Genomic DNA, 21,725 nt, shown 5'->3' with positions numbered 1-21,725 from the left:
CAGACCAGGGCATGGAGGAAGTTATATGCTTAATAACTTTAGAACAGCGAGTGCTTATGCAAGCGCTCGTAGACAACAAAAGACTGCTCAAAGAAAAGTCTTCTGGGATAGTTTTGGGGAAATCACTCCTAGTGAGTGGGCAAACGCCAAGTTATCTGGAGAGGTTGAAATTGGGGTTTCAAACGATAGCATCAAGGGTAGAGAAAATATTCCTAGATTGGATTACAAGCTAGGTTGGTTGCCAAACGGACATCGTTACCGTTTAGGTGCTAAAAAGAAACCAGTATCAAAGATTATGCCTTTCCAACCACGGAAAGACGATGACGATCTTCTGAGCGCAGAAGAGTTCGAGCGGCTGTTAAGTACACTTTAAAAAGTATTCTTGAAATAGGAGGTATAGTATGACTGTGTTAGAAATACATAACAATGAATGTTTTAAGGTTGCTAAGGGGATTTTGAAAACAAATATTGAAACCCCAATATTAGTAAAATTAGACTCGAGCAATGGAGTGAATTATATCATTTTTATTGATGGCGAGAAACTAGCTGAAAATCTTGAATTAAAGGTTAAAAGTAGCTTGAAAAAGAGTGACTTATCCGACAAATATCTTTTAGAGTTAGATTTTGATAACCCTTATATACAGAATGAAAGTTTGTACTTTGAAAAGATTATCGAATCAGCAGTTTTCTATGAAGTTCCAGAAAGTATTTCTGAGACTAAAGAAGATTTAAACTGGTTTAAAAAAGTTATTTATGAGGACGGATATTCTAAAGAGTATTCTAGAGAGGAGTTGCTGAAAGAGTTTGGAATTGTTGAAGTCAACCCAAAATTGGGCTTGGAATTTTTAGACTTAGCGATCACTTCATCGATTGAAGTGGAAACTGTTTTCCAAAGACGGACAACGGAAGTTGAAGTTGGACGGATTCAACAGTACATTTTGCCACACGAAAGAGGTTTTGAACTACCTAGCGAATTCCTCAACTATTATCTAATAAAACAGTTCGAGCGAAAACAACCAGTTCAAATTCTTTCAACAAAAACAACTACAATAACAAAGATGTTATCTCATGGATACACTTCTAATAACTTTATTGTTAAGATACTTCTTGAATGTATTTTAAAGAAAGTTGAGAACACTATTGAATATCAAACAATAATTGAAATTGTTTACTTAATCGAATTTAACGGTATCTTTAAATGCTTAGTTAAAGCTGAACACTTGCAGAAAATCCTTGCTGACGGTAGCCTTTTAGGTCAAAAAGAAGATATTGAATTGAAAGAAACGAGCACTGGTCTGGAAGTGAAAGATACAGACATTGAACACTTAGAACAATCGTATAGTGCTTTGACTATCAACGCAGTACCACTCTATTACTAAAATATTGATGATTAGCGCTTTTGGAAATATATTTTATAAGTGTATTTGACTTCAAACTATAACTAGTGAAGGGATACGAGAGACCTAAAAATCATGAAAAAGATTGATTTATTAAAATGCTTATCCATCATCATAAAAGATGGGTTAAGAACACAAAAATTTAAGAATAGCCATCTACAACTTATCTCTTCAGCTGAAGAAGGAAGACGAGGGTCTGTATTTGCTTATCGTTCAAAAGCGAATATGGTGAAGGCACGTGGTGTTGTTTTAACCTCTGTCGAATCTTTGTTGGAGAACCAGGATCAGTTTACGCACTGGACTCCTAACGTATATTGCTATGGAAGCTATAGTGATGCTGGTCGACGGATTACACGTGGCCACTCTGAAGATAATCTTAGGCAGATTAACACATTCTACATTGACTTTGATATTACCTCTGCAGCTGAAGAAATGACTACAGGAGATATTTTAACTGCTTCCCTGGAACTAGGTTTTATGCCGACGTTGATTCTAAAATCTGATAAGGGATTTCAAGCCTATTTTGTCCTATCAGAATCAGCTTATGTTACAGCTCATTCCCAATTTCGAGTGGTAAAGGTGGCTAAAGCCATCTCTCAAAACTTGAGAAATTACTTTGCTCAAACTTTACCAGTAGATTTGACTTGTAACCATTTTGGGATTGCTCGTATTCCTCGAACCGATAATGTCGAATTCTTTGAACCTGACTATACCTATTCGTTCCAGGAGTGGTTAGATTGGTCGATGAAGCAATCAGAACTTCCTTTCCCAAGTAAAAAGCCCAATTTTACGGTTATTTCAGGTTCTGAAGGGGTGAAACAGATTGATGAACCCTGGTATCAATTACTGATGAGAGAGGGGAATATCAAAGGTGGAAAAGCCTTGATGGGAAGAAACAACGTTCTTTTTACGCTGGCTCTAGCCAACTTCTCTTCAGGAATCGATCAGGAAGAATGTGAGGAAGTTCTTTCTAGTTTTAATGCAAATCTAGACAAACCACTCTCTTCAGCTGAATATCATAAGATTATCACAAGCGCCTACTCAGGAAAATATGAAGCTGCTAGTCGTGACTATGTAATGACTTTATGTAAAGCATGGGTCAATCAAGAACTCAAGGCTTCAGATCTCTTTGTGAAACAACGATGGTACAAGTTCAAGAAGAAACGTGCGGACAGAAAGAATAGTCATCTTCATGAATGGAAAACAGATGTAATGGCCTATTTAGAAGGTTTCTATCAATCCGAAGATCCATTTATCCAGACGACAAAAAAAGAGATACGAGAGAATTTGAACATCCCTGAGCGCTCATTGGATAAAGTATTAAATGTTCTCAAAGCAGAACAAAAGATTTTCTTTACAGTCAAAAATGGCCGTGGAGGAGGTATCAGATTAGCTTCTATCAAAGCAATCTTACTTTCCCTCATCCAGGTGAAAAAAGAACGTCAGGAAGCTTATATGGCTAATATTGCCGCTTTCTTTGAAGAAAGCTTAGAGTTCACTCAGAGAGTGATAGAAAGGGTTAAAGATGGCTTTAAACAAACACAACAACTATCTCTATTTGAGCTTGATATTGGATAATTTTAAAAACCCGTAAACTGCCTTTACATTATATCTATGATTATTACAAGGATATGCATGCATATAAAATAACTTAAGGAGGAATGATATGATTTTGATTTTAGTTGGATTCTTTAGCCTTATATTTTTTGGAGGAGTTTTAATAATTCTCTCGCTTATAGGGATTCGTCAACGAGTTCGTTTAGAAAACGGATATGATTCTGAATTAGAGACAGATCAGCTGGCAATGATTGGCCAAAATAGAAAGTGAGATTAAGAATGAAGTATGTAATTTTTAGTTTTGAATTAGGTGATTATATTTGTAATGGGGAGAATAAAGTTTTAGTTTTTGATACATTGGGACTAGCTTTTCAGTATCTTCAAAAACATTATCGTAAACCACTTCCTGAACAAAGAAAAAAGAGATTGATTCACTATCCTGATGTGTATCAAGCTCCGTTTAGGCTTTTAAAAGTTTGTTAGAAAGGGGAAAGGTCGATGTCAGAGTTATTCAAAATTATCCGTGGATACTATCTAACAGGAGTTGGACAAGAACCATTGGCTTATTATTTTAAACTTTCATCGGATAACTTAAAATTTGAGTCGGTTTCTGCAGGGGATGTAGCTTTAACTTTTTATCAAAACGAGGAGAGTATTTCTAGCATTCCAGCGATCATTAGAGTAGATAGTGTTATCTCGAATGATAAAATGATTTCAGATTATCTGCAGGAGGAGTTGAGAGATCATTATCCAATGTTGCCAATTGTCCGTGTATTGGATTCCGAGGAATTTGATCCTTTGCTTTTTCAAGAAGTGATGACAACGTTCACTAACTTGAAATCAGAAATAAAAGAATTGGCCAAGATTGATTATGTTCAAGGTTCCATATTTGATTTTATGGATGAGGAGGAAGTAGTATGAAAGAGCTTTTTAGACACATTAAGTTAGCTGTAGGTGCTATTCTCGTTATTTTATTTGTGAGTCTTGCAGTTCTAGGAGGATATAGGATGTATAAAGATCATTTTATCTTAGATTATGATCCTCATCTTACTCAGAAGGAATACCAGAATACTGTACTTGATTAAAATGTAAATCTAGTATTTTATAAAAAAGATTGTCCTTACTGTCAGGTTGGAAAAAGTGTAGTTGTAGATGCAGCTAATAAAGGTTCCTATCCCACATTTTACATTGACACTCAAACAGAAGAAGGTCAAAAGTTGGTAGAAAAATACCAGGTTGAAAAAGCTGCAACTATCATTAAAATTCGTAAGGGAAAAATAAAGAAATATCTATATGCTTCAAGAGATTCAGAGGAAAAGATTGTAGCCGATGAGAAAGGAATCCAGGAGGCCATAAATGACTAAAAGGGTAAGGTTTAGTAAGTGGGCTGAGAAACCTTTTCAAAGATTGAAGTATGTCTAAGGAGGTAGTATGTATCAATTTTTAAATGCTATTGCGCATGGGGTGGTTGGAACTGTCCTGATTGCGATCTGGTTTGTGCCCCTCTTCAAGATAACTATATGTGATAAATTTGGAAATGAAATCAAAACAAAAAGGATGCCATTAGCGTTCTTAATGTTACTAAAAAGTGTTTGGCCGAAAAGTAAGGTTTCATTTATTTGGAAAGAATATAAGAGGAATGGGCATCAGAGATAAGCCATTATTATAAAACCATAAATAGATACTATTTAGAATTAGAAAGGTAAAAATAAGAATATGGAACAAAAATATTACGCTGTTCTTATGCAAATAAATATTGGAAAAAGTGTCTGGTTAGTCCCACAAAAAAGTGGGAAAGTAGCTTGGTCAGATGAAATTAGTGGAACAAGAGTTTTTAATAGTTATGAGGAAGCTAGGAAAACTGTTGAAAGTCATTTCCTAGAAGATTTTGGCTTTATTGGTTCATACAAAATTATAGAGTTCACTCATCAAGAATTGTTAGATTTTGAAATATTAACTGATGACTAAATAGTCCAAAATATCTTCATAGCTTACGTCGGGATTAATGTATTTCTTAGAACTATGCTTAACAAACTTTCCAAAGTAAAATAGTTTAAGAGGTTGTTTATCTTTTGATGCTTTTTCTAATATTTTCAGCTTTCCTTTAACTCCATGATGGCTAGCGAGGCTTTTGTTAATCGTTATAGTTGGATAATTAGAGTCTTGTTCAATTGTGCATAAACTATGGAATCTAACTAAAAAATAACTTTTTTCAGGGTTCTCTTTGTTGTAAATAGACTTTACTGTTGCAGTATCATAATAGATATGAACATCTTCTAGGTTTATTCCTCTTTGGTTTGCTTCTTTTAGATTGACAAAGTATCTTTCGAGTTGGATTTCTCTTTTATATTTATCATAGAATGTATACTTCTCTCCAGACTGGTATTCTAAAAAATAATTGACTAAGTCTCTGAGTTGTTTCACATGGCTACGGAAAGTCCTCTTGTCCTCATCAGTACGAGAGGAATGAGAGCTCTGACGATGAATTTCATCTTTATTTGACTCAGAAGAAAAATTGGATTCGTCTTTCTGTCTAGGTTTAGTTACAGTAGCCAAGCTCCCTTTAACAAGGTCTAAGTCAATAACCAGTTTATTTTTCTCACGGTAAAAAGAGATATGATTTTCAGACGTTACTTCTTGTTCCCTTTGTTGATAATGTTCAATCATACGTTGACAATTATTAGGGTCATGTTTTTGATTTCTTGCCCCAGGAGTAAAATAGGGAGTTTTATTAAAGTCTGGATTATTGAAGTTAGCTAAGGTTAATTTGAAGGAGCATTTTTCTCCACATTGAAATTTTTTGGCATCAGTTAAATGATTAGGAGTTCCGATTAGAGAACAGGAAAAATCAAAGGCTTCTTTTGGAGTTACGTGTTGTTTTAATTCTAAACTATAAGCAGATTGAAAAGACATAAATAATTACCTCACTAATAATTTTTATTTTATTTTATCATTATTTCACATAGAATAGAAAGGATAAATCTATCATGATAGAGACAGCAAAACGATGGATTGAAAAGATAAAATCTAGCCCAATTTTGAAACCATTTATTAAGATTAAAGTTTGGTTTCAAGAGAATATTATTAAGAGAAAACTAGTTATTTTCTCAATGTTGTTTGTGACCTGGTTGACCCTTTTGATGGGAGCAATTTTCTCGCCACAAAGACAAACTTATACTTCAGAACAACTCAAAACAAAGCAGGTTTTTGCGAATGGCAGTGGTGAGATGAAACTGGTCAGCCAGGAATATTCACCAGATACTGGAATTATTGTTTTACAATTTGAGACGAAAGATGCTACGACTTCGATAGATCGGGGCATCGATGCCAAACGATTGAAATGGAAACTCTATGCGCAACATAAAGATTCAAAAATAGAAATGGATGTTGTCCCAATCATTGATAATAAAGTATCAGTTATTATTAAAGGAGTTCCGAAAAATTTTGGTGCATTTGCGATCGATGTGACAAATCAGACAGTCGCTTCTAGTTCAATTGATGTGAATATTTCATCGCCATCCAGTGATTCTAAAAAGGTTTCTCAGAAGAAATCTGAAGAAGATGACACTGTACAATTTTTTGTAACTTCTCAAAATACTCAGCTTGAAATTAAAGCTATTGAGGTTGTCTCCAGAGAAGAATTTACTCTTCAGGAAATAGAAAAAGAGATCAATTTCCAGAATGAACAGTCTCAAAAATTGACAACCTCAATTGCTCAATTAAAGGAATCAATTGAAGATGATAATTCACGAAAAGCGAGTCTTCAAGCGGAAGCAAAATATTTAACAGGTGATGATCTAGAAGCCAATCAAAAGAATATTGCTACGCTGGATACAAATATCGAAACGAAGAACAGAACTATTGAAACAGCTTATAAAAACATTGAGAAGTTAAAGGCTAAATTAGAGTCTTTGGACAAGAAAAAACAGGCAGTCAAAGATGGAACATTTGAATTTTCAAATCCTATTGAAACTGTAGAAATGAATTAAAAAAGTGAAACAAAGAGCGCATTTTCGATGATAAGCGAGTTTGTGTTTACCAACAAATAGCAGTCAAAAATCTCCTTAATTTTTGAATTAAGGGGATTTATTTTTTATGATTGTCCCTTTAAAAAATAATTTGAGATTTTCGGTTACAATTGGATTAATTAAATAAAAAGGAGAAGTAATCATGGCTAAAAATGATTTAACAAAAATTGATAATCAACTAGAAGAGGCAAAGAAAAAAGTTGCCCTTTTAGAACAGGAACGTAAAGAAGCAGAAGAGGATCTTCAAAAACAAATTGGTAAAATTTATGTTCAAATTCAATTGAAGAAAAATAAAAATCAGTCGTATGAATCGATTTTTGAAGAGTTAAAAATGGAATTAAATCTCATCAAAGAAGAGGAAAAAGAACAACGTTTAGCAGCTAAGAAAAAACGTGAAGAAGGAACCTTTCCAGTTGAAAATCAGTCTTGATTTTTGAGTTTTAAACTTCCAAATGAAGTCAAAAATGGTGTAAGTAAAAGTATGTAAAGAATAAAAACAGTGTAAGTATAACACCTATAAAGTGTGTAAAGGTAAGTATAGCATGTGTGTGTAAGTAGGTGAAGCCGAGAAAATTGATATCATTGGAAACGTTGATACTATCAACATATCACGGAACGTGATATCAGTTTCCCTTATGCTCTTTTCTACCACAACACACTAAAAAAGGACCTTAGTCCCTCTGTGTGTGTTAGTGTGTTGAAAAACCGCAAAAATAGAACCGTATCGGTTCGTGATGTTGCGAGGTTGAAGTTTTCTTTTTTGCTTCTTTTTGCTTTTGCTTCGACAAAAGAAAAAAGAAGTCCTGTTTTTGGGACAATAAATAATAAGATGGAGGATACAGATGGACATTCTCATTAGAGGATTAGCACAGGAAGAGGTTAGCTACCTAAAATCTCTTGCCAATAAAAATAAAGCCAAGTCATTTAATGATTTTCTGCTCTCAATTTGTCGTGAAAAAATTGAGTACGGAAAATTTAATCGTGCTCAAGATTTGTATGTTGCTCATTTGGAAAATATGAAATTAGCTTCTGACCATGTTCTTGAACAAATGAAAAAACAGACAAGGATACTCTCTGAATTTGAAGAAAAAATGGATTGTTATGGTGATCATATTTCACGTTGGTTAGAGTATGAAGGGGAGGTGGAAAGTGATGACTAAAAATTTTTTAATTAGAAATGTTCCTGATGATATGTTTGAACAACTTCAGGCCATTTCAAAAAAATATAACTATCCAAGTTTTAATGAGTTTATGTTATCGCAAGTTCAAAATATCGTAATGAATGACGGATTGAATTTGTACAATAATCAATTTGCGGAAACATTGTCCTATATCAAAAAACAACAAAGTCAGATTTTAGAATTGATGTTGAAGAATGAAATTTCTCTTTCAGCTTTAAATGTTAAACAAGATATTGTAAATGAACTAACGACAAATTGGTTACATTTTATGGATGATGTATCTGCACTTGAAGCTGAGCGACGGTCAGGTGGTGTTTGAAAATGAAGAAGAATAAATCTCTGTTCATCATTCTTATTTTTCTTGCAATCTTTGTCGTACAACCTAACAATTTTAATGCTATCAAATCTGGCTTGACACAAAATGATATCTCGACTCAATTGAACATAGCCGATTCAGCTGAAGAAAAAAATTCCAACTCAAATTTGAATACTTCTCTGAAAAATGATGATTTGAAATCGAAGGAGTATGATGGAAAAAATCAAGTGATTGTTGTCAATGAAAAATCACAATTTACAAAAAGCGAATTGAATTTAGAAAATGGTAGCTGGGAAAAATATTCTGATTTAGATTTTTTAAATCGTGTAGGAATTGCTGAAGCGATGTTGGGAAAAGATTTGATGCCAACTGAAGATAGAGAATCTATTTCGTCTATCACACCAACAGGATGGAAAAATAAAAAAATAATTTTCAACGGGAAAGAAGATTATTTATATAATCGTTCTCACTTAATCGGTTTTCAATTAAGTGGAGAGAATGCGAATGCTAAAAATTTATTTACAGGTACACGTGCTTTAAATGCAAATTTTGAAGATGAACAATCATCAATGGTTTACTATGAAAATAAAATTTCTAACTACATAAAAAATACGAACCACCATGTTCGCTATCGAGTAACTCCTATATTTAGAAATGTGGAATTAGTTGCTAGAGGAGTTCGTATGGAAGCACAGAGTATTGAAGATGATGAGATTTCATTTGATGTATATATCTTTAATATTCAACCAGGATATAAAATCAATTATTTGACAGGATCATCTCAGAAAAATTGAGGAGGGAAAAATGAATCCAAGACTTAGCTTATACTTTAGCGAAGAAACACATGAAAAATTTAAGGAAGTAAAATCTTACTTGAAAGAATCGTCTGCTTTGCAGAAACAGTATCGAAATAATTCAGCAACGCTTGTCACTTTGATTGAAGTTTTTTATAAACTATTTATTGAATTAGGAGAAGGAAAAAATTTTTATGAGCGACTGACTCAGCTGGAAAAAAATTTTGGAGGTAGCTTTGATTCTGGAAATGACAACAAGGCAATTCATCGTCAACTTGATCAAATTCTCTATTTAACACTAACCAACTTTCATGCTATTACGAAAGATGATTTTGATGTTCAAGATTTGGAATCTATTCATTCACGACTGGATCCTACACAGCATGAATTAATGGCAAGAATCAACGATGTCATTCAAGAAGATGTTGCACGTGGTCAAACAATCAAACATTCTCATTGAGGTACACTAAATGGTAGATGTTGTTGAAATCTATTTGGAAACAGGAGACTTTCATGAAGCGGTGAGACAGTCAGGGTTGCCTACTCATATAGCTCATTTGAAACTGATTAAGAGCGGCTGCCTGAAAATTCAAGATAAAATTCAGTATGGTTCTAGGACAGCTAAACTTGGGGGAATGGCCGAGGAACTTTTTCAAAAGTATGTTCCAGATGCAACGGATGCGAATAAGTATTTCAAGAAAAATAATCCAGTATATGATTTTTGGCTAGATGGTCTAACGATTGATGTAAAATATAGCTCACTATATAAAAAGAAAAATGGGAACTCCCATCACTGGCAATTGAGGACAAAAGGAAATCAAGATTTTATTGTCGCCTTTTTAGAACGAGAAAGTGGTTCGGAGTTAGAAAAACCAAATATCTTATTGATTCCAATGCAATTTGTTGAAGAGCAAAAAGAATTACATATTTCTCAATCAGGACGGTGGATCAATGATTTTCAAGTTGAACCTGAAGAATTACAACCGTTATTAAAAGACTACGCTCTTTTAAGGAAAAATGGATTATTTTAATTCAAAGAGAGGAAAATAATGAACGTATCTTCTAGTCCAAGTATTACCTTCATGCTGCAATATACAGAAGCAAATAGTGGGTTTGTAGACTACACCAATAGAGACGAAGCTGTCGAGGTTGATAATGAATTAAATTTAGAAACACACAGACAAAATATTGAGTCTCTAACTGAAGATGAACTACAAAAAATCCAAGCTGAAGTCCCAGAAATAAAACTTAATTTCCAGGAGTACATCGATTATATGAATCGTTCTTATGCTACTGAAAATCAAAATGAAGAGATGACAGCGATTTTTACAAAAGAGGCCAATTACTTGCAGCGTAGCAAAGTAACTGAATTGAAAAGTAAGTTAGAACAGGCTTATCAAAATGGCTCTCTTCTATGGCAGGGTGTTATCTCTTTTGATAATGATTTTTTGTCCAAGGAGGGATTATATGATCTGGAAACTGGGAAAGTCGATCAGCAAGCTATTAAGTCGGTCATACGTGAAGCATTGCCGAGGTTGATTGAAAAAGAAGGCTTATCTGATTCATCATTTTGGTGGGCCAACATTCACTTGAATACGGATAATATTCATGTGCATTTTGGTTTATCAGAAGTCGAGTCTGCAAGAGAAAAAATTTTCTATCGACCTCGTGGACGAATGGAGTACAGAGGAAACTTTTCCCAGAAAACTATTGAGCGTTTTAAAAGCGATGTTTTTCATGGCTTGTTGAATGAACAGACTAGAGGAATGATTGTTCGACGAGAACAAATCTTGGCCAATATCAGAAGTGAGTTGATCAATTCTGTATTTAGAGATCAGAAGGTTCGTTCTTCGGCTGAAAAAAATTTTTTGGAACAGGCTTATAATCATTTGCCTATGGATAAAAAATGGCGCTATGGCTCAAATGCAAGAGATTTTGCAGTCAGTAAATTCTTCATTGATCGCTATCTGGATTCCTATTTAGAAAATGATGGGAAAGAGCTCTATCAAGAATTCCTGAAAGAAACGAAGGAATTCCTAGAAACCTATAGAGGAGCTTATTCGGCTGGAAAAAAATCAACCTACGAGAAGATTCGGAAACTTGATGGTCGTGTTGAGAAAACACAACAGGAGGCTGCAGGCTATCATCTGCAGCAATTAATAGCGAATCGAGAGAAGGAGTTGAGAGAACGATTAGCAAATAGAATCTTGCACCTATTTCGTGAGAATGCTCCTGAAATAGCTGATGTTCGGCTGGAAAAAAATTTATCCAATTTCTCAGTAAAGAATCAACAAATGATTTTAGAACAGGATCCCAATGCAAGTGTTATCAAAACACTAGATGCTTGGAAAAAACTGGGTTATGATTTGAAAGATGGGGCCAAACCTCTTGAAATTACAAAACCAGTTTATGCTGCTTATGATAAACACGGAACAGGTTTGGGACGTCCTGAATATGTTACGGAATTAGTTTATGATGTGAGTCAGATGAAAGAAGACTTACTGGAGAAGCAACTTAGTTTACGTGACTTATCGCTATTTTCTTCAGCTGATTTGAAAGATCTTGTAGAAGCAGCTAAAAAGAAAAGTGATCGCTCATTAAAAGAGCGACAGGAGTTAGGAACATTTCGCTATGCTTTAAAATTGAGTTTATTGGAGGAAAAACAGAGTAGTTTATTAGTTCGTAAAACTCTTTTTGATCAAATTCAACCACTTGAAACTGATAAGCCATTTGTTGAATTAAAAAAGAAGGAGATTCTTCAAAGACTGAAGCTGACTGAATTGCAACTGACTCCAAATTATAAACTAGGTGAAGCAGACCAATCTCTAAAACAATCTCTTGCTAACCAATTTGAAGATAGTGTTTCATTTTCAGTAGAAAAGGCTGATTCATTAGCAATTCAAGCACCTATTAAACGTTTGAAGGGAGAATTAGCAGCAGTTCAACCTCTTCAAGATGAAGGAGTGTTGACTATTCTAAAGGGCTATCCTGTTACGAAAGATAGCTATATAGAAGAGCTACAGACCCATATCTCAATTTTTCAGCTGAAACATCAGATTTACAGTCGAAATAAGGAAATTTCACAAACTATTGATCCAGCGACTATTCAAAAATTAAAACAGGAGAATGCGGAAGGATTTTCTGAACTCAAATCACTCTATCAAAAATTATTGCCGGAGGAAGAAAGCAATCAGAAAAGTCAGTTAGCTCAAGCTGTTTCACATAAAATGCAAGAAAGGAAGAACCTGCAAAGAAAAAACGTCCAACAATCTCAAGGTAAAGCAGTCATCAATACAGATTTCATGAGAAATTTGACCAATTCTCTTCAAAGGGCTCAACAAGCAAATAAAAAAGCCCTCATGGAACGTGAGAGAAGTGATGAGAGACAAGAACTGGAGGAGAAGGGACACAGTATATAAGAGTCATTGTAAAAGCAATGACTTTTTTTGTTGAAAATGGAAATCTATTGTCCCTTTAACTGTGATTTCTCGATTATTACATAGAATAGAAGGATAAAAAGAGAAAGGAGAAGAAAAATGAAGCTATTATTTCCAGATGTCGCAGTTGAAAACTTTGATTTCTCAGCCGAATGGTTAATTACGGCAATGAATGCCGATAATAAGCAAGTGCATTTTGAGGGTCAAGGAAGAAATTCTGATTTAGAAATGGTTCTAGATTTTAAGGAAAATTCTGAGCTATTTGAATCTTTTTCAGTAGGGGAATTGGTTCACTTAGATCCAGAAACATTTCTACCAGCAGAGAAAGAGCCGTACAAACCACAGTATGAAGGATTTTAAGGAGATTTTATATGACAGAACAAGAATCAAGACGTGGGAAAAGCCGTAGAGAACGTGTTGAATTTGCACGTTCTAGAGATATTTTGGATGTTGCAAACGAGCTTCAGATGGAGCTGGTTCGATCTGGACGAGACTATCGATGGAAAGAACATGATAGCCTAGTTATTTCGCCTGATAAAAATTTATGGAAATGGTTTTCTAGAAATACAGGTGGTGATGCGATTTCTTTGGTTGAGACAATAAAGGAAGTAGATTTTAACCAATCGGTAGATTTTTTAAATGATGGAAATTTTAAAGAGTTTCAAATGGTTGAAAGGCCTCAAGAGGATTTTAAATACTATCTTGAGAAATACGAGCAGCCGTTATCAGCTGGACGAGACTACTTACGAAATCAACGTGGGCTATCCGATGAAACGATTGATTATTTTTTGGAACAGGGCGTTTTAGCCCAAGCTAATGCTAAACTTGACTACTTTGCGGAAGGTAATAGCGGAAATTCAACAAATGCGATTGAGCCAGTTATTGTATTCAAGTCCCTTTCTTCTTCAGGTGAAGTTGTTGGAGCCTCTTTACAAGGAATCCAGGAGAATCGGGAGAAGTGGCCAAAACATGGATATGCTAAAGTGATTATGAAAAACTCCGATCCTATGACAGGTATTCATGTTGATATTGGCAGTCCAAAACGATTGATTTTCACTGAGAGTCCAATTGATTTAATGTCCTACTATGAATTGCACAAAGATAGTCTTCAGGACGTCAGATTAGTTTCTATGGATGGTTTGAAAGAATCGACTATAGGCCGTCATCTATCTCAAATTCAAGCTGAAATATCAGGAAAACCGCTAAGATGGACACCTGAACAATTAGCGGACGGACTTCAAGTAGCTATTGATCATCACTTTTTTGAAGATGGGAAAAATGCGGATTTGATTACTCTAGCTTTAGATAATGATAAAGCAGGTAGAACATTCATTCAAGAATTGGAGGCAAAAGGAGCTGTTATCAATTCAGATCTACCAGAACTAAAATCAGGACAAGATAAAACGGACTGGAATGATGTTCTGAAGAATCAACGGGAAGAAAAGCCTGATAGTCGCAAATCAGAATACGAACAAATGGCTGAAGAAACTTTATCAGAATCAAGTCACTTCCCTGATACCAGCCACCTTTCTCCTGAAGATGCGGAGTGGCTTAAAGAAAATTGGAACAATATTTCTTTCTCTGTTCAGTCGACTAGACCCTCTGAAACAGATCTGGCTGCGGCAGAAAAGCATTCTCCAAGCAATCAAGAGTCTATTAGGAATATAGAGGAGAATGCTGGAAGATTGATGAGCTATGAAGAGGTAAAACAGGAAAACGAAGCATTAACTAAAAGATTAAATAATCGGATTCAATCTGGAGAATTATCAATTGAATTTGCCCCAGATTTCTATCTATATGATGTCTTTGCGAAGTTAGGAAATAGCCATCCTACTAAATACCTCAACGCTAAACGAATGGAAGTATTGTCTCCTATTCATTCACTTTTAACCTCTATTGATGATCAAACGATTGATTTATACAAGAAAAAAGGAACTCCTGAGCAGGATTCCTTGTATCAAGCATTGAAACCTCATCAGAGAGCTTTGGGAGTAGATATTTCAACCCGTTTTATTGGTGAACTTGCTATAGCAGCCTATAATACCAACAAGCAGCTAGAAAGCCTTTCAAGTGACAGTTTTGGCGCCTATTTTGGTGAAAGAACCCTTGATAATCTATCACAATCGGTTGAGCGAATGCTAGAGTATCCATTGATTGAATCCGGAACAAGAGATTTTGCCCATGGTTTTGTGACAACACCAAATATATTGTTTCACTATTTGGATGAGCAAGAGGGAGAAGTGGTGTTAAACCATGAATTATTGGATAACTTGATGTCATGTCTTGAGACTCATCCTATTAAGATAATGGAGACTTCAGAAGAAAAAGCCCCTGAGAAATCTCAAGAGCTAGATGTGATTTTGGAGCAACAAAAAAATGAGAGGACCAGTGGTAGTCTGGGGTCTTTACAGCCCGAAGCTGAAGGCAGTCCCACACCCGTACCAAAAGCTGGCACCTTTGAACGCTCTGTTACCAGTCGTCCTACGACATCCTCTCATTTACTTTATTTTACCATAAATGAAGAGTTTCAGTCAAGTAATGATGGCTACTATCACTCTATTTCCTTGGATGAATTAACTAAATTAAATCGTCCAATCCGTAGACTAGCTTTGCAAAATGCAGCACAATATTATTTGGATGAGTTGGCAAACTCAAAGATTAATTATGTTACCCCTGATAAGACTGTACAAGTGAATTTTGAAGAAAAGCACTTCATGCATCTAACAGGAATTAAGCCAATCGCATCAGGGCAGACACCTGAGAAAACTTTACATGATTTTGCAGAAGGAAATGGGCATTTTGACAATATTTTATTGGCTAACAATGATGCGGCTTTTGACAAACTAAAGGTCTTATCAGATCTTTCAGTCGCAACAGAAAGTACATCTTTCTATTTTGATGATTTAACTAATCTTAGGCGATATGATGGACGTTTTGATAGTCTTATAAAGTCTGATGATAAAGATATTATCTTGTTATTCAAAGAGTTAGAGGAAGAAAACTATATTCCAATATCAGTTTTTAAGTCTCGGACAAAAATTACCAAGGAACTAGATACGGTAGATAAAACACCTATTCTTGGTGTGTTCCGTGAACGTGATGGCCAGATTGAACAGCTATCGATTAATGATGAATATGTTAAAGATGGTGGCGAGGAAATGTTATCTGTCTTAAAACATAAGCAGTATGAGGAGATTTCTGAAGAACCTGAACTACTAGATCCAGAGAACACACTGAATAAAACCTCACTTGATTCAGCTACCTTTACTCAAGTTTTGGATACTGTCTATAATTTAGGTGTGCCAAATGACATCTCAAAAACTCCAGAAGAATTTCATCAAGCCTGGAATCATTATCTTGACTATGCGAAGCAGTACAATGATAAATTTGATCAGATTGTTGCTGCAGCTGGTGAAGATCATCTCCTAGATACAAATTCAGATTTTTATAAAGAATGGATACAAGATCATATCTATAAGGAAAACTACCATGTACGCCTTCAATGGTCTGAGGAACGCCCAGAAGGCCCTATATTGCCATTTAAAGAGACAGAGCTGATATCTTATCAAGATTTCGCTAGGGAGCTATATAAGGCCAATCAGGACTTTTATCCAATTCATCAAGAAGGAATGAAACAAGTAACAGCAGGCAATACTGAAGGCTATATCCCTCCTACCAAAATTAAGTTTGATGTCTATGCTCCAGGTGGGAAAGTGATTAAAGAAGGAATTCGATATGATGTTGGAGATGAGACTAAACCAATTTCACAAATGCTAGGATTAGGATATCGTCGACTCAACGGTCAATCTGAACTAGCATTGATGGATGAAGAAATTCTTTCTCAGCTGGAAAATAAAGAGGTGAACAAGGAAATTTCCCAGGAAGCAAATGAATCAACTCGATTGACAGAAGAAGTAACAGGTCAAACTCTTGATACAAGTGAAACGGTAGCTTTTCAATCTTCTAAGCAAGAAACTAAAAATAATTTGCTTCAGCGTGTAGAGGAGATTCTGAAAGAGGAACCTATTTCGAATTTGGAGACTCCTGAAGTAAACTCAAGTAGTATTGATTATGCTACTTTAACGCCTCATGAATTGAGTGAGGTTGCTTTTCAAAAAGTGAGAGAGTACACAGAAACACCAGAACGGTTAGAAGAGTATATGAATTTTATGAGTAAGTTTCCAGAACTCTCACCTAGAAATGTTGCTTTGATTCAGGAACAGTGGCCAGGAGCGAATGCAGTCGCAACCTATAATCAATGGCAATCTATGGGGGAAGCTCTTGGGATTACTTCAGATCAGGTATTTGAAACTAGAAACACCTATACCAATAAAAAAACAGGTCGAACAAGAGAAGTTGTTCATAACAATCTTTCGGTTAAGACAGGAGAAAAATCACATATTACCTTGTTTAGACCTATGATGGTTGAAATGATTCCTGTATTGGATGAAAATGGGAATCAGGTGAAAAATGGGAAAGGAAATCCAAAATATAAAAGACTTTCTGAAGCGACACCTGAAGAAAAGGCTTTAAAGAAAGAAGGAAAGTTAAAATCTCGCTTCTTCCAGGAAAGAGATTCAAAAACAGGCTTAGCTAAATTCGCTACGTATAAAGTCTTTGAGTTGTCTCAAACAACCTTGAAGCCTGAATTTTATCCAAAAGCGATGCCAAATCGTCACTATGATTTTAATATGGATCATATTCGTACGAAAGAGGTGCTTGAAGGACTTTCAGACTATGCTAAGAATATTGGGGTAACAATCTATCAAGACGATGCAAAAGAGTTGAGAAGTGCGAAAGGATCTTTTTATCCAGATGAACAAAAGATACTTTTGAATCCAGATAATACTCCTGGAGAAGTCGTTGCCACTACTATTCACGAGTTGGCGCATGCTAGTCTACATAACCCTAAATTTGCTAACTCGTATAAGGAAGATGTCTCAAAAGATCGTAGAGAACTTGAAGCTGAGATGACAAGTTATCTCGTTTCTAATCATTTTGGGTTAGATACCTCTGAAAAAGCCATTCGCTATATGGCAATTTGGACTGATAATTTGACCTCTCTTGATGATCAACAACTAGCGCAATCTATGAAACGGATTCATGGAACAGTATCTAAGATTGTAAAAAGTGTTGAACAACATACAAAGCCTTATCAGTTGAATAGACAGGTGGGACAAAATCAAAATTTTATCCAAAGCCCAAAGAAGGGGCTTAAAGTATAGAAAGAGTGCTCTTTGTGAGCCTCTTTTTTGTGTAAAAAGTTATATAACTTTTTGTGTTGTTCTTTGATATGAACTCGTTCTACTCTGTGTCAATGTCCCTTTACAAAAGATTTTTTAATTATAGATTACAATGACAGAAAATGAAGTAGAAGGAGAATGATATGGTTATAGTTATTCTGGCTGAAAAAGAGAAACAGGCAGAAGCTTATGCTACAGCTTTGGGACAATTTAGTAAAAAGAAAGGTGTCTATGTTATCAGGCAATCACTCTATTTTCCAGCTGAAGTCCATGTGGTGGCTGCTGAAGGGCACTTATTTGAATACAGTGAACCAGACAACTGGTCACTTGATAAATTACCTCTGACAAATGTTTCATTTAAGCAACATCTCAAGGAGGATAAGAATTCAAGAGAAAAATTTAAGAGAATTTATGATGAAGTGGTAGCAGCGGATCAAGTGATTATTGGGACGGATGCTGATAGAGAAGGAGAGCGGATTGCGTACTCTATTTTGTCGCACATACCAGGAGGCAAGGAGAAAATTTGGAAACGGCTTTGGGCAAGCTCCTTGACCAAGAAAGCTCTTCAAAAAGCTTTTCAGGAATTGAAGGAACCTTCAGAGACCTATAATTACTATTTGGAAGCTGAAGCACGTGCACAAAGTGATTGGTTGGTAGGAATGAACTTATCACCTCTTGCAACTCTTGATCTTCAAGCAAGAGGACAACTCCCTCGAACAAAAGGTAGCCATCTATCGGTTGGCCGAGTTCAAACACCAGCGGTCAGACTAGTTTGTGAAAATGATTTAGAAATCCGCAACTTTACCCCAGAAAAATATTGGAGGCTTCAGCTGGAGGATAAGAAAAATGGGGTATTCTTCACCACAAAAGACAAAACTAAGGATAGTGAGGCTATTTTAGCCTCTTCAAGGGGATTATCAACCACCTCTGTTGTTTCTTCAGTTGAGGTAGAAAATCATCAGAAATCCGCTCCACAACTATTTACCTTGTCTGAATTACAAAGTTTTGCAGCAAGCGCCTGGAAATTTGACTCAAGTAAAACGGAGAGCATTGTTGAGGGACTGTATTTGGAAGGTTTTCTCTCCTATCCACGACCAGACTCAGAATACATCAATCATTTGGAATTTGACGATTTAAAAGAAAATCTATCTGCCTATCAAAAAGCTATTAATTGTCATTTTCAGCCAGCGTTTTTGGAGCCTAGAGAAGATTATGTCAATGATGAAAAAGTATCTGGTACAAGCCACTCAGCCTTGATTCCGACTGAAAGAATTCCAAACCTTTCGAATTTAAAAACTGACCAACGGCTGATTTATGAAGCAGTTGTGAAGCAAGCAATCTTGATGTTTGCGGATGATTGTTATTATTCAACTAAAACAATTGAAGTAGAAAATAATGGTCTTGTTTTTAAAACAAAGGGTAGAACGCTTCATAAATTAGGGTGGGCTGAATGGAGTTCACGAAAGGTACGAGGTCCTGTTGAAGTTCCTGATTATCAAGTGGGAGATAGAATTGAGACACAAGTCCAGATTGCAAATGGGGAAACAAAACCACCTAAACGATTAACTGAAAGCCAATTGATTGGCCAAATATTTCCTAAATATGGCTTGGGAACACAAGCCACTAGAGGAGAAATCATTAAAAAAATTCAAAGTAAGGGTTATGTTGTTAAAGATAAAAAAACAGGTCAACTAACGCCTACCAACAAAGCCTATCTACTTATCAATTATCTCTATGACAATGAGTTTTCTGATCCAGAGACAACAGGAGGCTGGGAAATGTTTCTATCTCAGATTGGAGAAGGGACAATCAATCCACGAGAATTTGTGGATGCAATAAAAGATAAGCTCACTCTTCAAATCAAGGAAGTAAAAGAAAGAGGTGATTAAGTGTGACTACTGAAGAAAAGAAAAAAACACCCTATTTAGATCGTTATACAGATAATTTGACAGAAAAAGTTTCAAAAAAAGCGGAAGATTATCAGGTGTACGGACGTGATAAAGAAGTAGAAGCTGTTCAGACCACTCTTCTCAGGCGAACTAAGAATAATCCTATTTTGGTAGGAGAAGCTGGAGTGGGAAAAACAGCTATTGTTGAAGGATTTGCTTTAGCCATTTTAAGAAACCAGGTATCTCCAAAATTAAAAAATTTGACCGTGCGTTCTCTGGAACTATCTAGCTTAATGTCAGATGAGGATGGAGGATTTATTGTTAAGTTTAAAAAAATTATTGAGGAGATGGTAGAAACCAAAGGAGAGAATCTTCTCTTTATTGATGAATTTCATACTATTGTTGGTGCTGGTGGTTCAGATAAGGGCGCTTTGGATGCTGGAAATATTATTAAACCAGTTTTGTCACGTGGTGAGATGCAATTGATTGGCGCAACTACATTGGATGAATTTCATGAGTATGTCGAACAGGATCGAGCGCTAGAGCGAAGGATGCAACCGATTATGGTTTCTGAACCAACAACTAGTCAAGCGGTTGAAATTCTTGAACAAGCTAAAGCTATTTACGAAAGTTTTCACCAGGTGTCTATTAGTTCTGCTGCTGTAAAACAAGCTGTACTTTTATCTGTTCGTTACATACCAGATCAATTTTTACCTGATAAAGCCTTCGACTTAATAGACGAAGCAGCGACAATTTGTTCTACAAATGGATTAGGTCATGTTGGGAAGCAAGAAATTGCAGAGGTACTGAAAAATAAAACAGGTATTCCTGTCACGACGATTTTGAAAGGTGACAAGGAAAGACTAGATGGTTTAAAAGAAAAGCTGTCACGACGTGTTAAAGGTCAAGATGAGGCTGTAGATGCTGTTGTGAATGCTATAACTGTTGCACAAGCTGGTTTACAGGATCAAAGAAAGCCCCTATCTTCCTTCATGTTTCTAGGAACTTCAGGAGTTGGAAAAACAGAGCTTGCCCTAGCATTGGCAGAGGGGATGTTTGATGATGAAGAGGCGATTATTCGTTTTGATATGTCTGAGTACAAGCAAAAAGGAGATATTACAAAGTTGATTGGCGATCGTCAAACTAGGACAAAAGGTCAATTGACTGAGAAGGTTAAACAAAAACCTTATAGCGTTATTCTGATCGATGAGGTGGAGAAAGCACACTCAGAAGTTGTAGATTTATTTTTGCAGGTGCTGGATGCAGGACGTTTGACTGATTCAACTGGAAGGCAAGTGAGCTTTAAGAATACGATTGTCATTATTACTACGAATATTGGTTCTCAAAAAATTATTAAGCAGTACGAATTGAAAGGGAATTTTAAAAAGCTAACCGATAGGGATAAAATTAAGTTTGAAAAGAGCATGACGTTGGAGTTGGAGACTAAATTCCGACCAGAATTTCTCAATCGAATTGAATATAAATTGATTTTTAACATGTTAGACGAGGAAGTGAATAAGGAAATTATTGTCAAACAGCTATCAGAAATTCAAGAAAGAATGAAGAATAAAAAGTTGACTCTCTCTTATGAAGAAAGTTTGGTTACTTATTTATTAGATGTAGGAACAAATATAAAGGACGGTGCACGGCCACTTGAAAGAGTGATTAAGCATAAAGTACTTCCTTTAATTTCTAAAGAATTTCTTAATCTATCAGATTTCAACCAGGAATATCATTTTCATCTTTGGGTAGAAGGTGATGCGCCAGATGAACACCATCGTGAAGATAAAAGAGAAATATTATTTGAAGTTGAGGCTAAAAATAAGTCATTTGGTGAAGTATTATTTTCATAAAGTTCACAACAAAAAAATGATTGTCCCTTT

At 35.5% G+C, this 21,725-nt stretch carries 21 protein-coding genes and 1 pseudogene; 21 read left to right on the top strand and 1 reads right to left on the bottom strand.

What is annotated here, in order from left to right; all coding sequences use genetic code 11:
- Positions 1 to 25 precede the first annotated feature (25 nt).
- The 9 genes and pseudogenes from ACLV7W_RS08490 (at position 26) to ACLV7W_RS08450 (ending at position 4,922) form a co-directional block, all read left to right on the top strand.
- A complete protein-coding gene (locus ACLV7W_RS08490) occupies positions 26 to 373 on the top strand; it encodes a hypothetical protein (protein WP_411865807.1) in 348 nt (115 codons plus the stop codon).
- A 28-nt stretch (positions 374 to 401) separates the two neighbouring features.
- Positions 402 to 1,379 carry a hypothetical protein gene (locus ACLV7W_RS08485; RefSeq protein ID WP_411865806.1) on the top strand — a complete coding sequence of 326 codons (978 nt, stop codon included), beginning with the start codon at positions 402 to 404 and terminating at the stop codon, positions 1,377 to 1,379.
- Positions 1,380 to 1,472: 93 nt separating this feature from the next.
- Entirely contained in the window at positions 1,473 to 2,975 is a 1,503-nt protein-coding gene (locus tag ACLV7W_RS08480; protein ID WP_411865805.1) for a primase C-terminal domain-containing protein, read from the top strand.
- Positions 2,976 to 3,063: 88 nt separating this feature from the next.
- Positions 3,064 to 3,225, top strand: a complete 162-nt coding sequence (locus ACLV7W_RS08475; RefSeq protein WP_192833033.1) for a hypothetical protein — start codon at positions 3,064 to 3,066, stop codon at positions 3,223 to 3,225.
- A gap of 8 nt (positions 3,226 to 3,233) precedes the next feature.
- Positions 3,234 to 3,437, top strand: a complete 204-nt coding sequence (locus ACLV7W_RS08470; RefSeq protein ID WP_000878299.1) for a hypothetical protein — start codon at positions 3,234 to 3,236, stop codon at positions 3,435 to 3,437.
- Between the two features lie 15 nt (positions 3,438 to 3,452).
- The gene (locus tag ACLV7W_RS08465) at positions 3,453 to 3,875 is read left to right on the top strand and encodes a hypothetical protein (protein WP_203179772.1); all 423 of its coding nucleotides are present in this window, start codon (positions 3,453 to 3,455) and stop codon (positions 3,873 to 3,875) included.
- Positions 3,872 to 4,318 (top strand): annotated as a pseudogene (locus tag ACLV7W_RS08460) (thioredoxin). The gene ACLV7W_RS08465 and the pseudogene ACLV7W_RS08460 overlap by 4 nt, the downstream one beginning before the upstream one ends.
- A 67-nt stretch (positions 4,319 to 4,385) precedes the next feature.
- Positions 4,386 to 4,610: a multidrug transporter MATE gene (locus ACLV7W_RS08455; RefSeq protein ID WP_411865804.1), complete on the top strand. Its 225-nt coding sequence runs from the start codon at positions 4,386 to 4,388 to the stop codon at positions 4,608 to 4,610.
- Positions 4,611 to 4,670: 60 nt separating this feature from the next.
- The gene (locus tag ACLV7W_RS08450) at positions 4,671 to 4,922 is read left to right on the top strand and encodes a hypothetical protein (protein WP_411865803.1); all 252 of its coding nucleotides are present in this window, start codon (positions 4,671 to 4,673) and stop codon (positions 4,920 to 4,922) included.
- Here ACLV7W_RS08450 and ACLV7W_RS08445 read toward each other — a convergent pair.
- On the bottom strand, positions 4,908 to 5,867 hold the full coding sequence (locus ACLV7W_RS08445) for a hypothetical protein (RefSeq protein WP_411865802.1): 960 nt from the start codon (positions 5,865 to 5,867) through the stop codon (positions 4,908 to 4,910). The genes ACLV7W_RS08450 and ACLV7W_RS08445 overlap by 15 nt on opposite strands.
- 74 nt (positions 5,868 to 5,941) lie before the next feature.
- Between ACLV7W_RS08445 and ACLV7W_RS08440 the strand changes: the two genes are divergently transcribed.
- The 12 genes from ACLV7W_RS08440 to ACLV7W_RS08385 all read left to right on the top strand — a co-directional run bounded on the left by ACLV7W_RS08440 (position 5,942) and on the right by ACLV7W_RS08385 (position 21,695).
- A complete protein-coding gene (locus ACLV7W_RS08440) occupies positions 5,942 to 6,943 on the top strand; it encodes a hypothetical protein (RefSeq protein ID WP_411865801.1) in 1,002 nt (333 codons plus the stop codon).
- 181 nt (positions 6,944 to 7,124) lie between these two features.
- On the top strand, positions 7,125 to 7,412 hold the full coding sequence (locus tag ACLV7W_RS08435; RefSeq protein WP_411865800.1) for a hypothetical protein: 288 nt from the start codon (positions 7,125 to 7,127) through the stop codon (positions 7,410 to 7,412).
- Positions 7,413 to 7,824: 412 nt separating this feature from the next.
- Complete coding sequence (locus ACLV7W_RS08430; protein ID WP_411865799.1) at positions 7,825 to 8,142, top strand: hypothetical protein; 318 nt, start codon at positions 7,825 to 7,827, stop codon at positions 8,140 to 8,142.
- Positions 8,135 to 8,482 (top strand): hypothetical protein, encoded by a 348-nt coding sequence (locus ACLV7W_RS08425; protein ID WP_411865798.1) that lies wholly within the window; start codon positions 8,135 to 8,137, stop codon positions 8,480 to 8,482. Before ACLV7W_RS08430 ends, ACLV7W_RS08425 begins: the two co-directional genes overlap by 8 nt.
- A gap of 2 nt (positions 8,483 to 8,484) precedes the next feature.
- Positions 8,485 to 9,273: a DNA/RNA non-specific endonuclease gene (locus tag ACLV7W_RS08420; protein WP_411865797.1), complete on the top strand. Its 789-nt coding sequence runs from the start codon at positions 8,485 to 8,487 to the stop codon at positions 9,271 to 9,273.
- Positions 9,274 to 9,283: 10 nt separating this feature from the next.
- Positions 9,284 to 9,733 carry a hypothetical protein gene (locus ACLV7W_RS08415; protein ID WP_125447557.1) on the top strand — a complete coding sequence of 150 codons (450 nt, stop codon included), beginning with the start codon at positions 9,284 to 9,286 and terminating at the stop codon, positions 9,731 to 9,733.
- Between the two features lie 10 nt (positions 9,734 to 9,743).
- Positions 9,744 to 10,304, top strand: coding sequence for a hypothetical protein (locus ACLV7W_RS08410; protein ID WP_411865796.1), 561 nt, complete (start codon positions 9,744 to 9,746; stop codon positions 10,302 to 10,304).
- Between the two features lie 18 nt (positions 10,305 to 10,322).
- Entirely contained in the window at positions 10,323 to 12,692 is a 2,370-nt protein-coding gene (gene mobP2 / locus ACLV7W_RS08405) for a MobP2 family relaxase (RefSeq protein ID WP_411865795.1), read from the top strand.
- Positions 12,693 to 12,809: 117 nt separating this feature from the next.
- The gene (locus tag ACLV7W_RS08400) at positions 12,810 to 13,070 is read left to right on the top strand and encodes a hypothetical protein (protein WP_411865794.1); all 261 of its coding nucleotides are present in this window, start codon (positions 12,810 to 12,812) and stop codon (positions 13,068 to 13,070) included.
- Positions 13,071 to 13,081: 11 nt separating this feature from the next.
- Positions 13,082 to 17,935 (top strand): PBECR4 domain-containing protein, encoded by a 4,854-nt coding sequence (locus ACLV7W_RS08395; RefSeq protein ID WP_411865793.1) that lies wholly within the window; start codon positions 13,082 to 13,084, stop codon positions 17,933 to 17,935.
- Between the two features lie 161 nt (positions 17,936 to 18,096).
- Positions 18,097 to 19,842: a type IA DNA topoisomerase gene (locus tag ACLV7W_RS08390; protein ID WP_411865792.1), complete on the top strand. Its 1,746-nt coding sequence runs from the start codon at positions 18,097 to 18,099 to the stop codon at positions 19,840 to 19,842.
- Positions 19,843 to 19,844: 2 nt separating this feature from the next.
- Positions 19,845 to 21,695 (top strand): AAA family ATPase, encoded by a 1,851-nt coding sequence (locus ACLV7W_RS08385; RefSeq protein ID WP_411865791.1) that lies wholly within the window; start codon positions 19,845 to 19,847, stop codon positions 21,693 to 21,695.
- Positions 21,696 to 21,725 lie beyond the last annotated feature (30 nt).

It is taken from the genome of Streptococcus mitis, from assembly GCF_965111735.1.
GTDB lineage: Bacteria > Bacillota > Bacilli > Lactobacillales > Streptococcaceae > Streptococcus > Streptococcus mitis_DR.
Note: the sequence above shows the minus strand (reverse complement) of the source record. Positions and strands in the feature narration are given on the sequence as shown.

Bases quoted from the DNA above. Each gene is read 5' to 3' on its own strand.
- ACLV7W_RS08440 (WP_411865801.1), top strand. From the start codon at position 5,942: ATGATAGAGACAGCAAAACGATGGATTGAAAAGATAAAATCTAGCCCA.
- ACLV7W_RS08470 (WP_000878299.1), top strand. From the start codon at position 3,234: ATGAAGTATGTAATTTTTAGTTTTGAATTAGGTGATTATATTTGTAAT.
- ACLV7W_RS08445 (WP_411865802.1), bottom strand. From the start codon at position 5,867: ATGTCTTTTCAATCTGCTTATAGTTTAGAATTAAAACAACACGTAACT.
- ACLV7W_RS08390 (WP_411865792.1), top strand. From the start codon at position 18,097: ATGGTTATAGTTATTCTGGCTGAAAAAGAGAAACAGGCAGAAGCTTAT.
- ACLV7W_RS08435 (WP_411865800.1), top strand. From the start codon at position 7,125: ATGGCTAAAAATGATTTAACAAAAATTGATAATCAACTAGAAGAGGCA.
- ACLV7W_RS08415 (WP_125447557.1), top strand. From the start codon at position 9,284: ATGAATCCAAGACTTAGCTTATACTTTAGCGAAGAAACACATGAAAAA.
- mobP2 (WP_411865795.1), top strand. From the start codon at position 10,323: ATGAACGTATCTTCTAGTCCAAGTATTACCTTCATGCTGCAATATACA.
- ACLV7W_RS08455 (WP_411865804.1), top strand. From the start codon at position 4,386: ATGTATCAATTTTTAAATGCTATTGCGCATGGGGTGGTTGGAACTGTC.
- ACLV7W_RS08475 (WP_192833033.1), top strand. From the start codon at position 3,064: ATGATTTTGATTTTAGTTGGATTCTTTAGCCTTATATTTTTTGGAGGA.
- ACLV7W_RS08395 (WP_411865793.1), top strand. From the start codon at position 13,082: ATGACAGAACAAGAATCAAGACGTGGGAAAAGCCGTAGAGAACGTGTT.
- ACLV7W_RS08490 (WP_411865807.1), top strand. From the start codon at position 26: ATGCTTAATAACTTTAGAACAGCGAGTGCTTATGCAAGCGCTCGTAGA.
- ACLV7W_RS08410 (WP_411865796.1), top strand. From the start codon at position 9,744: ATGGTAGATGTTGTTGAAATCTATTTGGAAACAGGAGACTTTCATGAA.
- ACLV7W_RS08425 (WP_411865798.1), top strand. From the start codon at position 8,135: ATGACTAAAAATTTTTTAATTAGAAATGTTCCTGATGATATGTTTGAA.
- ACLV7W_RS08400 (WP_411865794.1), top strand. From the start codon at position 12,810: ATGAAGCTATTATTTCCAGATGTCGCAGTTGAAAACTTTGATTTCTCA.
- ACLV7W_RS08420 (WP_411865797.1), top strand. From the start codon at position 8,485: ATGAAGAAGAATAAATCTCTGTTCATCATTCTTATTTTTCTTGCAATC.
- ACLV7W_RS08430 (WP_411865799.1), top strand. From the start codon at position 7,825: ATGGACATTCTCATTAGAGGATTAGCACAGGAAGAGGTTAGCTACCTA.
- ACLV7W_RS08485 (WP_411865806.1), top strand. From the start codon at position 402: ATGACTGTGTTAGAAATACATAACAATGAATGTTTTAAGGTTGCTAAG.
- ACLV7W_RS08450 (WP_411865803.1), top strand. From the start codon at position 4,671: ATGGAACAAAAATATTACGCTGTTCTTATGCAAATAAATATTGGAAAA.
- ACLV7W_RS08480 (WP_411865805.1), top strand. From the start codon at position 1,473: ATGAAAAAGATTGATTTATTAAAATGCTTATCCATCATCATAAAAGAT.
- ACLV7W_RS08465 (WP_203179772.1), top strand. From the start codon at position 3,453: ATGTCAGAGTTATTCAAAATTATCCGTGGATACTATCTAACAGGAGTT.